A 14,123-nucleotide genomic window follows, 5' to 3' on the forward strand; every position below is an offset into this window, starting at 1 on the left:
TGGTGGTGGTACTATTACTAAGCTTACGGCTGTATGCTCCGCGGTAACTGGATTATAAACATACATACTGAGTCCAGCTAGGTAGATTACTTAGCTGGCTCAGATTAGGGTTATGGTTCGAAGGAGGTGTGATATAAAATTATGATCAAGGATTTTAATATTTCTCTTAAGTCAAGTAGGTTTCAAGCAGGTTTTACTCTAGTTGAACTTTTAGTAGTTATCGCTCTTATCGCCATTCTTGGTGTAGTAGCTATTGCAGCCATTAATCCCGCAGCTAAGATTCAAAGTGCTACGGACGCCAGAGCTGTGGCTAACGTCCAGGCTCTTGGGAAGGCTTTTGAAGCTTGTATTGCGGATGAAATGAGCGACACAACCAACCCCATTTCTGCGGCAGTTGCTACTAACTCTTGCTGTGGAGCTGCGGCTGCTGGTGCTTGTGTAAGTACCGGTCTCTCCACTAATAATTATGGTTATGCGACTGGATTTCCTACTGGTGTAACAGTAACCCGAGGTCCGGCTGCTGGAACGGCTATCTGTATTTCTCAGGCGATGGGTACCGGTACTGCTCCTAACAACAACACGAAATACGTCGTTGGTGGTGGTACTATTACTAAGCTTACGGCTGTATGCTCGGCCGTGTCTGGCACCTAGTTAAATTCTAATAGTGTAGATTCGCGGACAGTGGCTTTTTGCAGTCTGCGATTCTACACACAGTTAGTTATCGTAATGATTATAAATGTGACGACACTTAAATTAAATCATAAATTTCGCAATGGTTTCACTTTAGTTGAACTTTTAGTTGTTATTGCTCTAATTGCTATTTTAGGGGTGGTTGCAATTGCGGCAATTAATCCGTCTGCAAAAATAAATAGCGCCACAGATGCCAAGGCTATGGCGAATGTGGAAACTCTTGGAAAAACAATGGAGTCCTGCGTAGCAGATAGGCTAACTGCGGGACAAACAAAGGCCCAATCAATAACTGATTGTTGTGGTGCCGATGGTAGTACTGTTCCTCTTCAAACATGTACTAGTAGTGGCTCTTTAGGTAGCGGTATTGGGGTTGCTAACTACGGGTATGGGTATTCTAGCGGTTTCATAACTTTAGGTTTGACTATAAATCGATCAGTTGCCGGTGGGACCGGTCTTTGTATTTCTCAAACTCAGGGAACTGGGACTTCGCCAAATAATAATACAAAGTATGTATTGGGCGGCGGTACGCTTGTTAAAAATCAACCGGTTTGCTCTTTAGGATCTTAGGAATTAGCTATGTCAACAAACTGGGAGAGTGGTTTTACTTTGGTCGAGTTGCTGGTGGTAATGGTAATTATTGCAATCTTAGGGGTGGTAGTGTTAGTTAGTATTGATCCCACCAATAAAATAAACAGCGCGCATGATTCGCAAGCTCTCCAAAACATTAATGCTTTGGCGTTGGCTTTTGAGTCTTGTACGACTGTTGAGATTGGTAAAGATTTATCTACTAGCGCCGCGGTTGATCTTTGCTGCGGTGCTAGCGACACGGGGCCGTGTATTAGTGGCGGAACGCGTGGGCTGGGATCGTTGTTCTACGGTTTTGCCGGCGGCTTTCCAGAGTTTTCTGCTGTAAATCGTGGCCCTGCTGGTGGGACCCAAGTCTGCATGTCTCAGCCGCGAGGCAGCGATAGTAATTTTGCGACTTATGTTCTGGGTGGTGGGAATATTAGCGAAACATCTGTAAGCGGTTGCCATGATGGCATAGTCCAACCTTAATATATGACAAAAATACATTCCAAAGGCTTCACATTAGTAGAGTTGCTAGTAGTAATTGGAATTATCGCTATATTAGGCGTTGTGGCAATTACAGCTATGGATCCTGCTAAAACTCTATCGAGAGCTCGTGATGGTCGCAGGAAGACAGACATAAAAACTACTCAGGGTGCGCTTGAGTTGTATTTTAGTCAGAATCGAGCATATCCAGCAACAGCGCCTTCTAATCCCGGCCTGACTTTCGGTGATCAGTTAACAGATGGTACTAATGTTTTTATGAAAGTTTTACCTCAAGATCCATCTGCGACATGGGGCTATTGTTACACACAACTTACAGCAACGAGCTATGTGATTTGCGCTCCAGTTGAAGATGCAGGAAGTGTCTCTGTTCCTACTGGAGTGACTTCATGCATAGTTACTGCCACTAACGCTCCACCACCGCCGACAAAAGCTGGTGATTATTGCGTCACCAACCCCTTCTAGTAGAATTTCTTTTTTTAAGGTATCTTTAAAATATATCGTTTTATTTTTAAAAATTTAAATATTTAAACATTAAAAATTGATTAAAAATTACAAATTAAAAATTAAAAATTTAATCTGTTACTGGATTCCGGGTCAAGCCCGGAATGACAGGTTGTGTGGCGGGTTCACCCTAGTTGAACTATTAATTGTAATGGCGGTGATGGTGGTGATTTTTGCCGCAAAAAAACTTTGTCATTCCGGCCCCGGAGCCGGAATCCAGTAACCAAGAATGCGTAAACAAGGTTACGTCTACATTTTAGCTAGTGGTCGTAATGGGACTATTTATGTAGGAGTCACTTCTAATTTAGAAAAGAGAATGTTTGTGCACAAGGAAGGCTTGCTTAAGAAAAGCTTTACTCGTTACTATAATGTAGACAAACTAGTCTACTTCGAGCAGTATGAAAATATTAGAGATGCAATTTCTAGAGAAAAACAATTAAAAAATTGGAAGAGGTCGTGGAAGATTGATCTAATTGAAAAAGAGAATAAAGAATGGAAGGATTTATATGAAAATTATTTTTAATCGGTTGACTGGATTCCGGGTCAAGCCCGGAATGACAGGTGGGGTTGGTTATGAGGGTGGGTTCACTCTCGTGGAGTTACTAATCGTCATTGCGGTGATGGTGGTGATTTTTGCGGCCATTATCCCCTCTTTTAACAACTTTACTAAAAGTCAGTATTTGGAACAAGCGACGCAGCAGCTCATAAATGACCTCCGCAGTGCCCAATCAAAGGCTCAACAAGGCGTTAGCGTTGGCGGGGCGACGGCTTACTGTTGGTTTTTGTTGACCGGTAACACAGCGTCGTCAGCATATACAGTTGGTACTTCTAACGCCGCCGTTTGTACCGCTTCCAATACCGTTTCTACTTTAAGTTTGCCAAATTCTATTTCTTTTAAAGATGCTGGCGGTAAGAGTATCTATTTTAATCAGCTGACCGGATCTCTTAACAACGCGGCTTCAACAATAACAATCCAAATCGGTAATGACACGGTTAACAAATGCGTTAACATTGATCCTTCAGGAAATATTTATGCAACGTCTTGCTAACGAACGTGGACAAACTTTAGTCGAAGCTCTGCTGGCGGTCGCCTTTGCTGTGGTTGTCGTGGTGGCTTTGGTCGGCGTTGGGATTACGGCGATGCGGACGGCGGATTACGGCAAGAATCAGGCCGAGGCGACGAGACTTTCCACAGAGGCTTTAGAATTATTACGAAATCAGCGTGACGGCGGCTGGGCTAATTTTCTAGCGGTGGCTCAGAACTGCGTCAATCCTCCGAATACTGGATGCTGTTTACCTCAAAGTAATGTATTGTCTATGACGGCTACCCAGACTCCCTTAAGCTGTTTGGTTGCCAGTGGTGGTTATAACCGTTACGTTGTTCCGGTAATTTCGGCTAGTTCTATTGTATATACAGTGCATACCTCTTATATAGAAGGTTCTGTGTCGCGTGATGTGTCGCTAACGCAGACTTTTACAAATTGGCACTAAATGATGGTGGAAAACAAACAACAAACAACAAACAACAATAATCGTGGATTTACCCTCGTCGAAATGCTGATCTCGATTGCCGTCATTGCCGTCGTCGGAGTTCTCGGCGGCGATATTTTAATTGCTTCTGTTCGGTCGTACAACAAATCGCAAACTATTAACCAACTCACTCAAAACGGTGACTTTGCTCTTAGCCAGATGACAGAGAGTTTAAGGAATGCCTCAGTCATTAACCAAGTGGTTACAAATTTAACTAGTAGCTCTATTAGTTACGTTGACCAATTTGGAAATCTCAAAACATATAATATGGTCGACGGCAGCGTGAGTTGCAGTTCAAACGACAATGGTTCTTTGAACGATAATACTAATCAGTTATTAAACACAAATATTTCCAACAATCCTACCGCCCGTTTAATAGCCGGCAGTTTTGTAGCTTCCACGGACTTGAAGTTAGTGACTATCTCAATGACTTTAGGTCAACCTTGTAGTAATGGCACGCGAATTGACAATACTGCTACCACAACTTTAACAACAACTGTCGTCGTGCGAGGTGGGTATCAATAATCGACCTACAATTGCGCCACGACGTTTTTCGTGACATTATTTAACATATGAAACCAGAATCAGGCCAAGCTTTAATAATAATCGTCATGGTCCTCGTTTTGTCTTTAGCAACAGGCCTGGCCGTCGCTACCCGCTCCTCTTCGACGGTCCATCAAACTACTAATTTAGCGGCTTCCGAACAGGCTTTGGCGACCGCCGAGTCGGCGATAGAAGAGATTCTGGCTTCAAATATTGGTTCTGATGATGGAGCGAATGCTAATAATGTTGGCAACAATTTAGGATTTGTTGAGACTAGTAAAAATGGAACGAATAAGTGTAAGAGCGGTGATTTCCCTGGTGGTCTCTGCTACAAAAAATATAACGCCGATGCTAGTAATTGGGCTTCTGTGTCAGTAAGTCGTACACCAATCATAGGTAATACTCAGCCTTTTTCTTTTAAAATAGATAAAGACGACGTGCAGCAGGTATGGTTGATGGACCCGTCAACTTCTGTTCCGTTTAATAATTTAAGTAATACTTTACTGGCACCTATCTCAGTTTGTTGGGTAACTGCCGGTGATCCTGGCTCTTTAGGGAGTGGTACAGATCCAGCCGCTATTGAGATAACTACAATAACTGGTTCAACTGGTGGACCCTACTCAATGAACAAACAAGCGTTCGATCCGTTGAGTTCTAGAAAAGTATTAAATAATTTTAACGGTATTGTTGGTGGCTCTCAACCATTAGGTACTGTTACTTACACACACTGCGCGACATTGCAGGTAAATATAGGTCAAGCTCTTCGTATCAGGTCTTATTACGCTAATACAACCGTCGGGGTTATGCCAACCGGAGCAACTACAATCCCTTTTCAAGCCAACGTCATTACCGCCACTGGTTATTCAGGCGATTCAAAGCGCACGGTGCAGGTTACAAAGACCTTGCCTCAACTGCCGGGAATATTCGATTACGCGATTTTTAGTGGTGGGAGCCTTATAAACCAGTAGGGAATTTAAACCAAAAAATACTGCCTTTGCCGACTATCGACTCCACTCCAATCGTCCCATTCATCTTTTCCACGAACGATTTGCTAATATAAAGGCCAAGTCCTGTGCCGCCGGCTATAGCCGCCGTGCTAAAAGAACTGTCCAGTCGACTAAATTTGTGAAAGAGTTTTAGTTGATCCTCTTTAGAAATGCCGTTGCCAGTATCAACCACCGAAACTTTGACATACTTTTTAGCGGCTTCATCAGAAAGTTTCTCCAGTCTTACTGTAATTCCACCAGTTAGCGTAAATTTAAAAGCGTTGCCAAGCAAATTTACAATGATCTCTCGTAACTTTTCTTCGTCGGCTCGCACAATTGGACTTGCGGTTCCGTCACCAACTAGAGCTTGCCCAAACTTTTGCGGCGGTTTTCCGGGAATCAAATTTTCAAACTTTAACATTAACTTTTTCTCAACCGCTTTCACTTGAAAATCTTCCGTAACGTCACTTAGTAACTTGGCAATATCAACGTCGACAGGATGCAATTCCAGCCGATTCTGATCGACTCGCGAGGTATCTAAAAGATCATTAATTAAACTTAACATTCGTTCCACTCCGCGATTAGCTTTAAGCAAATACGTTTTTTGGCTGTCATTTAGAGCCGCCCCTTTGTTTCCTAACAACCACAAATAATTTTTGATAATCGTCATTGGGGTTCGCAATTCATGAGAAGTAATCGACACGAACTCGTCTTTTTGTCGCTCGATTAACTTTTCGGTAGTCATATCAGTAATAGTGATTAGGCATTCGGCTTTATTATCGGAAAGTTTAATGGTGGAGGCTTTTAAATTAACTACGTATTCTCGCATTGAGGGGGTGGTAATGGTAATGTTTTCCAAAGTGACAATGGGGGTAGTCTCCTTAAAACAGAAATCAGAAAATTTAACAGCCGCATTACTGGCATCCCTTAAATTAATTCTTTTATCGGCCAACTGCCCTAAAATATTTTCGGTCACTTCCTCCACCATTCGTTCGGCCGCTTTGTTAAAAATAGTTATTTTGTAGTCGCTGTTAACGGCGATGACCGGCTCGGAAACCCCGTCCAGCAGCTCTTTTAAACGGCGTTTTTCTTCTAAAAGTTCTACACTGCGTTTGTAAATTTCTTGGGTAATTACGTGATTCTCGTTCACGCTATAGATGATAACTTACTTTTTACTAATTGTGTATTTTTTTAAAAAAGATACCGGTCGCAAAGACTCTTTATAATGTCTAAGCCCAGGAATTCCGAAATCCTGTTCGAAATTTAGATACTCAACGCCGTAATTTATTAAATTCAAAGCAATCTGCTGCTCTAAGAACTGAAAAATGCCAGGATACTTTGCGTCGGCCTTACGATAATGTCCGATGGCACATTCTTTGTTTATAATTTCACATACACCCCAGGCAATTAACTCACTTTCCACATAAATTCCTGTTGAAACCAGATTATTAAAACTTTTTGCATCTTGCAGAAGCCTTTTGATTGCTATGGACTCATGCAGTAATTTTTTATGACGGGACTCTTCCCAAATTTCAAATAAAGACTCTACACGTATCGCAGCCTTTGAATTAGTAATGTCAACAACATCTACTTGATAGTTTTTTGTATCACGAGTGAATCGATTGGCGAGGTTTCGCCAGTTATGATATTTACTACCATCAAGTCTAGATAACTCACTAAGGCTACAAATATAATCAAAGTCATCACGATTCTCACAAACGTTAAATTGTTGTGTTAGTTCTGATAATTGCTTATTGACACAATCTTCGGGTATCAGACTTAGATAATTTTCAATACCGTTTGATCCGGATTTATCTAGAAGAATATCTATCGTTTCTACGATATTGCAGAAACCTAAAAAAGAGTAAAAAAAATTGTCGCTTTGGTAATCTTGAAATTTTACTACTAGGTTTCCAAAGAGGTTGGAAATCTCTATCATATTTGAGACGTTGTACGTCCACATACTCAAAAAATTAAAATCTGAGTAAGATGGGAACTTAAATGTAAAAGCTTGTATATCAGCTTTATCTGATAATTCCAGCTTCTTAAATGTTGGGAAATTGGGAATCATTATTTAACACTTTACAACCTCTACATTGATGTTAATCTTATTATACAGGTACTGGATGTATTTAAAATGATCATCGTTTTGCAGACTATTAAAAAAGACATTACCGCTAAAATAGCTGTTGTTGCTTTCGTCCTTTTTACTCTCTGGTGGCTCTTACTCTCACGACTTCCCAATGATAGTATTTGGCATGGCTGGTTTGCCGGTCTTTACGGCATAATTGCTTTATGGGGTGGAATTAACGGTATTCTGATCGCTTGTAAATGGGGCGGATTTAAGAGTACTATGGGTAAGGCTTTAATTGCTTTATCAGTTGGTCTAATTCTTCAGGAATTTGGTCAGTTAGCTTACTCTTATTACATTTCTATTTTAGGAATAGATGTTCCCTACCCCTCAATTGGTGATGCCGGCTTTTTTGGCAGTATTCCTTTTTATGCCTTGGGAGTAATCTTTTTGGCTAAAGCCGTCGGGGTTCAAATTTCCTTTAAATCTTTTAATAAAAAATGGTTGTCACTAATTTTGCCGGTGGGGCTGCTTGCCTTGTCGTACGTACTTTTTCTAAGAGGTTACGTTCCCGATTTTAGTCAGCCTTTTAAAGTATTTTTAGATTTTGGTTATCCAATCGGTCAAGCGGTCTACATTTCTATTGCTCTGGTAACTTATCTCCTATCGCGAGATAAGCTCGGAGGAGTTATGAAGAATCGGATTCTTTTTGTTCTAGGGGCGCTTTTGGTTCAGTATTGCGCCGATTCCTACTTTCTATATCAAGCTAGTAACGCCACTTGGAGTTTGAGTGGCTTGAGTGATTATCTTTACGTTGTCTCTTACTTTGTAATGGCCTTTGCTCTTATTCAGTTGCGAACGACTCTTAAAAATCTGCGTTCCCAGAACATAAAATCTTCCGCTGAGTCTTATGGTACTGACGTACTTGGTAGTGACGTTACTAAATACGAGGCGGTAATTTTGGCAATTATTAACGAACAACGGCAAATACTGGGGTCGGTGGCAGATGATATTGCTAAGAGCGTTAACGGTTTGGAGTATTCTGGACTTAACAAGGTAAAACTAACTTCCGATCCCAAACTAGCTTTAGAGGATTTAGTTAAGAGCTACAGCCAGATGTTCGGGGCGACGTCTGTTGAAGTTAGCAAGGACGCCTTAAAGAGGACAGGTCTTAACATCATGACCTCAGAATTACCAGATATACTAAAATAACTTGTCATTCCGGGCTTGACCCGGAATCCAGTAACCAATTCAATTAGAAGTTAGCCAGTTAGATGATTAGAGGTTAGATTTTGAAGTTAGATTGTTAGAAAATTAGATAAAAATTCTAACATCGAAAAGATTCCAATTTCTAATTCCAATTTCCAACTGTCTAAATAGGCTAACTTTTAAATCTGTTGCTAGATTCCGGCTCTAGGGCCGGAATGACGTGTTAGTAGATGTTTTCGTTAGGATACTTTAGTCCCCTACTCGTCTTGGTAACATCGAAATCTTTAGCCTCAAACGTTTTGTTAAGATACTCCACTATTTTACCTTCCTCAAAAGGCTTACAGGAATAAACATCAAGAGTAATAAAACCGCGTTTAGCGAATGTGTGAATACTAATATGAGATTCCTCAATGATCACAAAACCGCTAAAACCACCGGGATCCTTGCCCCCAAGAGTCGTATTACCGTCAGCCTTTATAATCACCGGCTCGGTTAATTTACGCATCTTAGCCAGCTTTACCAAGTCGTTAAGGACGTCAAAGCACAGTTCCATGTTGCTCAGAGCTTGGTAACTGCAGCCGTAGGCGTCGTAAGTAAGATGTTCCCCGAATTTGGCCACACTATACAATTACATATTTTGGCTGTTACTGCAAGACGTAAATCACGCCGATCTGTATAAAATGAATAATACGGACTATACTTGGCTTATGCCTCTTTGGGTCTTTTATGCTGTCCTCGGGGCGGCGGTTAATACTGTTGCCAATTTCGTTGACAAGTTAGTCTTGGAGCGACATGTTAAAGATTATCGAGGACTGGTGATTTTTAGCGCTATTGTTGGCTTTGTAGTTGGCACTATAATCTGGGCGTCGACCGGATTCCAACTCTTGTCTCTAACAAATAGTTTGATAGCGTTGGCGGTTGGTGTTCTGTCAATTATCGCTACTGCTATCTACTTTAAGGCATTGCAAGATACTTCCACGAGCACAGTCATTCTGATCTTCCAATTTATTCCGTTTCTTGTTTTAGCGATGGCGGCGGTCTTTCTTAAAGAATCGTTGACATTGCAAAGTATCCTGGGGTTTCTACTAATTCTCTTTCCGGCGATCGCGATTTCCTGGGAAGGTGGGAGTATAAAAGACTTCAAAGTTAATAAGAGTCTGGTTTTAGTCCTGATAGTTGACGTTCTGTGGGCTGTTGCTTCGATTTTGATGAAATACGTGACGGAAACACAGACATTTAGTAGCTTGATTTCGTATGAGAGCTGGGGTTGGGGACTAGGGGGTCTAATTCTGGTCATCCTCTTTCCGACGATTCGTCAGGCATTCGCTACAAATGTTAGAAAGGTCAGCAAACTTGGTCTGACGATTATAGTCATCAATGAGTTTATTTACGTGATGAGTAAGCTCCTGGGATTCCTAGCGATTTCGCTTGGTCCCGTGTACCTAGTCAGCGTTTTGGGGAGCACTCAAGTCTTTTTCGCGGTGATCTTTGGACTAGTACTAGGCTTAATCGCGCCTAAGATCTTCAAAGAAGACAACACCAAACAAGGTTTAATCAAAAAAGCCGTTTGTTCAGTTTTGATTTTTGCAGGAGTTGTTCTAGTCAGTTAGTTGTAGTGCAAGGGGATTCAAGTTAATTAAAAACTTTAGAATCCCCTTTTTGTTTTCTTTCTCTAACCCCTAATCAAAAAGCTTCTTACACGAGTACTGCTTATTATTCTACTGACATTTATTAACACGTGTTAAATTATGTCAATTAGCTTAATTGTTAAGATGAAGGAAAGATTTAAGCCAAGCCAAAGAAATCACGAAAAGGACGGTCATTTTCAATACTCGTCACTACAAAAATCCTAACATACCCGCCTGCTCGTAGGTACTCTCTTAAAAATTCCACTTCTTTCTCGCAAGGATACGCGTGCAAATAAACACTTTCTTGCAACTGGTAGAAACCCCAAACTTTAAGATACTCCATAATTTGCGCTCTTAAGGGACTCTGTTCTTTGGGAATGTCGTAACTGACCAGACGCCAAGTGTGATCCCAAGTTCGCGGCTCTTTAATTTCTAGAGTATCTAGAGAGTATTTAAGAATTTTGTGGCGACCGGAATCGGTAATTTCAACTACCCCGACTCCTTTTTCTTGACTAATTGTTACCAGTTTTTGCTTTTCCAAGCGTTTTAAAGTCCTTTTTAGATATGGAATATTGAAGCGCCGCCACGGCTCGGGAGCATCTTGGTCTTTTATAAGGGATTTAAAGACTGTTGAGAACTTTGGAGCAACTAAAGAGGCCATCAAAAACGCTCCGTCCCCCACCAATTCAAGAACATCTTTAGTGCCGGCGTATTTCTTTTCTCGTAACTCCTCAGCTACTTGTCTTGATAATGTTTGTGATAGTCCTTTAACGGAATCAACGTAACCTCGTTGCTCTGTAGTATTTTTAGTATCTTCTTTAGCGAAGTTTTTAGTCATATATTATCACAACACCTTATATTGACAATTTACAACACGTGTTAAATTATGTCAATGTTTCGTTATACGAAGATAGTCAAATTAATACCAATCTGTGGTTTAGTGTGCTACAGATTAGTACTAATTTGCATAGACAGTTCGTATAATAAGCTATCTTGATTAGCTAACGAGATTAATAATTAGGGTGACTATCTTGTCCTTATCGCGAGGTTCGCTACAGGCGACTAGAATCGTTAATGCTGTTAGTACAGACGGAGTAAGTTTAGCAACGTCTAAAATATTAGCTTGTTTTAAAAACCAGACGAAGGCAAAAGCGCCACTTCTTTTGTTACCGTCAACAAACGGATGATTTTTCACCATAAAGTAAAGTAGATGAGAGGCTTTTTCTTCTAAACTGGCATAAAGATCTTGGTCACCAAAAGACTGCATTACGTTACCAACGATTCCCGCCACACTTCCGGGATTTCTCTCCATTCCAAAGATATCCGTCGCTTCTGACTTCTTGGCTAGCTCATTCTTCAGCTCATTTAAGCCGTTCACCAGCTTCTCGGCTGTCAGTTCCACTTTCTTTTTAGTCAGTTTACCTGCGGAAAGTAGGTTTTTATCATAGGCGTTAAGCGATAACCAAGTATCGGCAAACAGCGTTACCAGTTCAACGGCGCCTTTAGTGTCTACCTCAGATCCTTTTGGCAGCAGTTTTTTGAGATCATCGACAGCGCTCAGAAATTGTGAATAGTTCGCAGCGATTCTGGTTTTATTAACAACGAATCCATCAACAATATATCCGTGGAGTGTTTTAGTTGCCCATTTTCTAAATTCTATGGCGACTTTGGAGTTTGTTCTGTAGCCAACGCCTAAAATAACATCCAAAGAATATAGAATTACTGGTTTGTCGGAATTTGCATTATGCATTTTTTGCATATTGCTTTTGGCTTCAATTTCGCCATCTCTAAATATATTATTGATATGACGGGACACAACTGATTGATCGACACCAAACAGATTTATAATTTGACTTTGGGTAGCCCAGATCGTTTCGCGGGTAAAATCGCCTCGGAGCTCGATAGCCCCGTTTTTTGCTTGATATATAACAATTTCGCGATGTTTTAAGATCTTTTTCATATATAATTAGAATACTCTAATTTAGTAATCGCGTCATCGCATAGATAAACTAAATGTATAGATCCTATAGGGTTTGACTGGGCAGCATTTTTGTGCTATTCTGTCAAGTGTGGAATGCGTTCTCGTATCCCATCAAAAGGTTAGATACTAATTAGGCACTAGATCCCTATCGCAACGGGGTCTTTTGCGTTTTCTACCAAATAGGAGGTAGAGAGATGAAAAATAGAATATGGTTAGTGGCAGTGGCTCTGTTCGTGCTCGCCTTCGTGCTCTCTGCCTCAGAGGCAGGTGGCGAACATGCTGGATCGGCAAGACCGGATTCGTTTGTTCCCGTAATTGAGTATGTGTCTGATCAACCGATACAGATCACTTACTACGATTCGGACTCTTCACCGAAGCCGGTTGCTACAGCCGTCCCCACAGCGGTGCCAACAATGGCTCCTTTGCCGACCGCAGTTCCAACTTCTGAACCAACAGCGGGAGTAATTCCGACGCGGGTTCCGCAGGTTGCAGAACAAGCGCAGGCGCAGGTGCAGGTGGTTGTAGCTCCGAAGATCGCCGCCCCTCCAGCAGCGCCTACCAGTGCGCCGCAGCGGGTAGATGTTAAAGTGCTACCTATCGTAGGTCAACATCAGTCGCACCTCAGTACTTGTGAGGCATCGGCGGCAGCTGCTGTACTAGCGGCATCAGGTGGTGGTAGTGTTAGCTTTTGGGAAGACCTGATTGTGCGCAACACTATGCTAGCTAACAATCCGACAGACGGTTTTTGGGGCGCTTTAAACGGAGACTTTGCTATTGACGGCATTCCTCCGATTACACCACACTTGCCGGATCAGCCGATTGATAGCTACGTGGGTCCTTCATATGGGATTCACGCTGGTGCCTTGGCGCCGGTGATCGCGAGTTTAGCTTCGAACCTAGTCTCCGTTAAGGTTGCTCATCTAAACTTTCTCGGCTTGCGCCAAGAACTAGATGCTGGAAATCCAGTTGAAGTGTGGGTTGTTAATACCCCGCCTTATAACTGGAAGACTCGCATTCTAGCTGACGGGACGGTGGTTCATGCTTATGAACATACGGTGCTCGTCATCGGCTATGGCTATACAGAGTATGCTGACGGAAGCCGCCAATACTCATACAAGGTGATCGACCCGTCTTTGGACACTGTCTACACCTGGCGCGATGAAGACGATTTTTATCGGGGAACTTGGCAAAGCGCATTTGGCGGCATGTCGCTTGTCTTCGTTCCAAAAGTGGCATTACGTTAGTAATGCGTTTAGGGAGTAATTATTTTGCGCAAGCACTTAATTACTCCCTTTTTGTTTGTTGACATATGTATTACATTGTAATACATTATAGTCAGGCTTATGAATGTTGAGATAGAGGAGTTAATTTGGGACGATTTTAATGTATCGCATATTGCTAGGCACAAAGTAAGAGTTTCAGAAGTTGAGATGGCGTTGGAAGATAAAAACATTAAATTTTTTAACGCACATAGCAGTAGGTTTGTTGCCTTAGGTAGTGCTGGCAAACGTCTGCTTTCGATCATAATCGCAACTAAAGATAATAATAAATTCTATGTTGTTACGGCTCGTGACGCGAGCAAACGAGAAAGGCGGTTTTACCTAAATGAAAAAAGCTAACAAAATACCAAAATTTAATAATTTAAAAGATGAGGCTCATTTTTGGGATACTCACGACATTACTGATTATCTGTCCGAGCTCACACCAGCTAAACTATCCTTCAAAACCGGTGTTGAAAAGAAGGAAGTTGTAACAATTCGAGTCGCGGAGTCTCTAAAAAAGGAGTTGACTCGAGTCGCTGATTGTTACGACATTTCCCCATCATCATTAGTACGAATGTGGGTGGTAGAGAAACTACGTAGCGCCGATGTAGTTTGTTGAATCTCCTTGCAACTTTTTCCAATCTGATG

19 protein-coding genes are annotated in these 14,123 nt (G+C 41.6%); 14 read left to right on the top strand and 5 right to left on the bottom strand.

The genetic code is table 11. The features are described 5' to 3' along the window. The first annotated feature begins 141 nt into the window (after nt 1-141). The 9 genes from NT141_00415 (at nt 142) to NT141_00455 (ending at nt 5,306) form a co-directional block, all read left to right on the top strand. Nucleotides 142-651 (top strand): type II secretion system protein, encoded by a 510-nt coding sequence (locus NT141_00415; protein MCX6783525.1) that lies wholly within the window; start codon nt 142-144, stop codon nt 649-651. A gap of 30 nt (nt 652-681) precedes the next feature. Next, nucleotides 682-1,257, top strand: coding sequence for a prepilin-type N-terminal cleavage/methylation domain-containing protein (locus NT141_00420; protein ID MCX6783526.1), 576 nt, complete (start codon nt 682-684; stop codon nt 1,255-1,257). 9 nt (nt 1,258-1,266) lie between these two features. After that, on the top strand, nt 1,267-1,746 hold the full coding sequence (locus NT141_00425; GenBank protein ID MCX6783527.1) for a type II secretion system protein: 480 nt from the start codon (nt 1,267-1,269) through the stop codon (nt 1,744-1,746). A 3-nt stretch (nt 1,747-1,749) separates the two neighbouring features. Beyond that, nucleotides 1,750-2,226, top strand: coding sequence for a prepilin-type N-terminal cleavage/methylation domain-containing protein (locus tag NT141_00430; GenBank protein ID MCX6783528.1), 477 nt, complete (start codon nt 1,750-1,752; stop codon nt 2,224-2,226). 268 nt (nt 2,227-2,494) lie between these two features. Then, complete coding sequence (locus tag NT141_00435) at nt 2,495-2,788, top strand: GIY-YIG nuclease family protein (protein MCX6783529.1); 294 nt, start codon at nt 2,495-2,497, stop codon at nt 2,786-2,788. After that, complete coding sequence (locus tag NT141_00440) at nt 2,772-3,314, top strand: prepilin-type N-terminal cleavage/methylation domain-containing protein (GenBank protein ID MCX6783530.1); 543 nt, start codon at nt 2,772-2,774, stop codon at nt 3,312-3,314. Before NT141_00435 ends, NT141_00440 begins: the two co-directional genes overlap by 17 nt. Continuing rightward, a complete protein-coding gene (locus tag NT141_00445) occupies nt 3,298-3,756 on the top strand; it encodes a hypothetical protein (protein ID MCX6783531.1) in 459 nt (152 codons plus the stop codon). The genes NT141_00440 and NT141_00445 overlap by 17 nt, the downstream gene beginning before the upstream one ends. Continuing rightward, nucleotides 3,757-4,320 carry a type II secretion system protein gene (locus tag NT141_00450; GenBank protein MCX6783532.1) on the top strand — a complete coding sequence of 188 codons (564 nt, stop codon included), beginning with the start codon at nt 3,757-3,759 and terminating at the stop codon, nt 4,318-4,320. A 47-nt stretch (nt 4,321-4,367) separates the two neighbouring features. After that, nucleotides 4,368-5,306, top strand: a complete 939-nt coding sequence (locus NT141_00455; GenBank protein MCX6783533.1) for a hypothetical protein — start codon at nt 4,368-4,370, stop codon at nt 5,304-5,306. Here NT141_00455 and NT141_00460 read toward each other — a convergent pair. Next, complete coding sequence (locus tag NT141_00460) at nt 5,293-6,474, bottom strand: PAS domain-containing sensor histidine kinase (GenBank protein MCX6783534.1); 1,182 nt, start codon at nt 6,472-6,474, stop codon at nt 5,293-5,295. The two genes, NT141_00455 and NT141_00460, sit on opposite strands and share 14 nt — an antisense overlap. 15 nt (nt 6,475-6,489) lie before the next feature. Beyond that, nucleotides 6,490-7,395 (bottom strand): phosphatidylglycerol lysyltransferase domain-containing protein, encoded by a 906-nt coding sequence (locus NT141_00465; protein MCX6783535.1) that lies wholly within the window; start codon nt 7,393-7,395, stop codon nt 6,490-6,492. A gap of 66 nt (nt 7,396-7,461) precedes the next feature. Between NT141_00465 and NT141_00470 the strand changes: the two genes are divergently transcribed. Beyond that, nucleotides 7,462-8,607, top strand: a complete 1,146-nt coding sequence (locus tag NT141_00470) for a hypothetical protein (protein ID MCX6783536.1) — start codon at nt 7,462-7,464, stop codon at nt 8,605-8,607. 220 nt (nt 8,608-8,827) lie between these two features. Here the strand turns inward: NT141_00470 and speD are convergent, their stop codons facing one another. Continuing rightward, nucleotides 8,828-9,223 (bottom strand): adenosylmethionine decarboxylase, encoded by a 396-nt coding sequence (gene speD / locus NT141_00475; GenBank protein MCX6783537.1) that lies wholly within the window; start codon nt 9,221-9,223, stop codon nt 8,828-8,830. An 88-nt stretch (nt 9,224-9,311) separates the two neighbouring features. Between speD and NT141_00480 the strand changes: the two genes are divergently transcribed. Then, a complete protein-coding gene (locus NT141_00480) occupies nt 9,312-10,214 on the top strand; it encodes an EamA family transporter (protein ID MCX6783538.1) in 903 nt (300 codons plus the stop codon). 175 nt (nt 10,215-10,389) lie between these two features. On the opposite strand, the gene NT141_00485 is transcribed toward NT141_00480, so the two are convergent. After that, nucleotides 10,390-11,070 carry a hypothetical protein gene (locus tag NT141_00485; protein ID MCX6783539.1) on the bottom strand — a complete coding sequence of 227 codons (681 nt, stop codon included), beginning with the start codon at nt 11,068-11,070 and terminating at the stop codon, nt 10,390-10,392. A gap of 159 nt (nt 11,071-11,229) precedes the next feature. Further along, nucleotides 11,230-12,192, bottom strand: a complete 963-nt coding sequence (locus NT141_00490) for a virulence protein RhuM/Fic/DOC family protein (GenBank protein ID MCX6783540.1) — start codon at nt 12,190-12,192, stop codon at nt 11,230-11,232. 215 nt (nt 12,193-12,407) lie between these two features. Between NT141_00490 and NT141_00495 the strand changes: the two genes are divergently transcribed. From NT141_00495 to NT141_00505, 3 genes are all read left to right on the top strand, one after another. Next, entirely contained in the window at nt 12,408-13,457 is a 1,050-nt protein-coding gene (locus tag NT141_00495) for a hypothetical protein (protein ID MCX6783541.1), read from the top strand. A 99-nt stretch (nt 13,458-13,556) separates the two neighbouring features. Then, nucleotides 13,557-13,832, top strand: a complete 276-nt coding sequence (locus NT141_00500) for a BrnT family toxin (protein MCX6783542.1) — start codon at nt 13,557-13,559, stop codon at nt 13,830-13,832. Next, a complete protein-coding gene (locus tag NT141_00505) occupies nt 13,819-14,094 on the top strand; it encodes a CopG family antitoxin (GenBank protein MCX6783543.1) in 276 nt (91 codons plus the stop codon). The genes NT141_00500 and NT141_00505 overlap by 14 nt, the downstream gene beginning before the upstream one ends. The last annotated feature ends 29 nt before the right edge of the window (nt 14,095-14,123 follow it).

The sequence above is a fragment of the candidate division WWE3 bacterium genome (genome assembly GCA_026396615.1).
Classification (GTDB): domain Bacteria; phylum Patescibacteriota; class WWE3; order JAPLWK01; family JAPLWK01; genus JAPLWK01.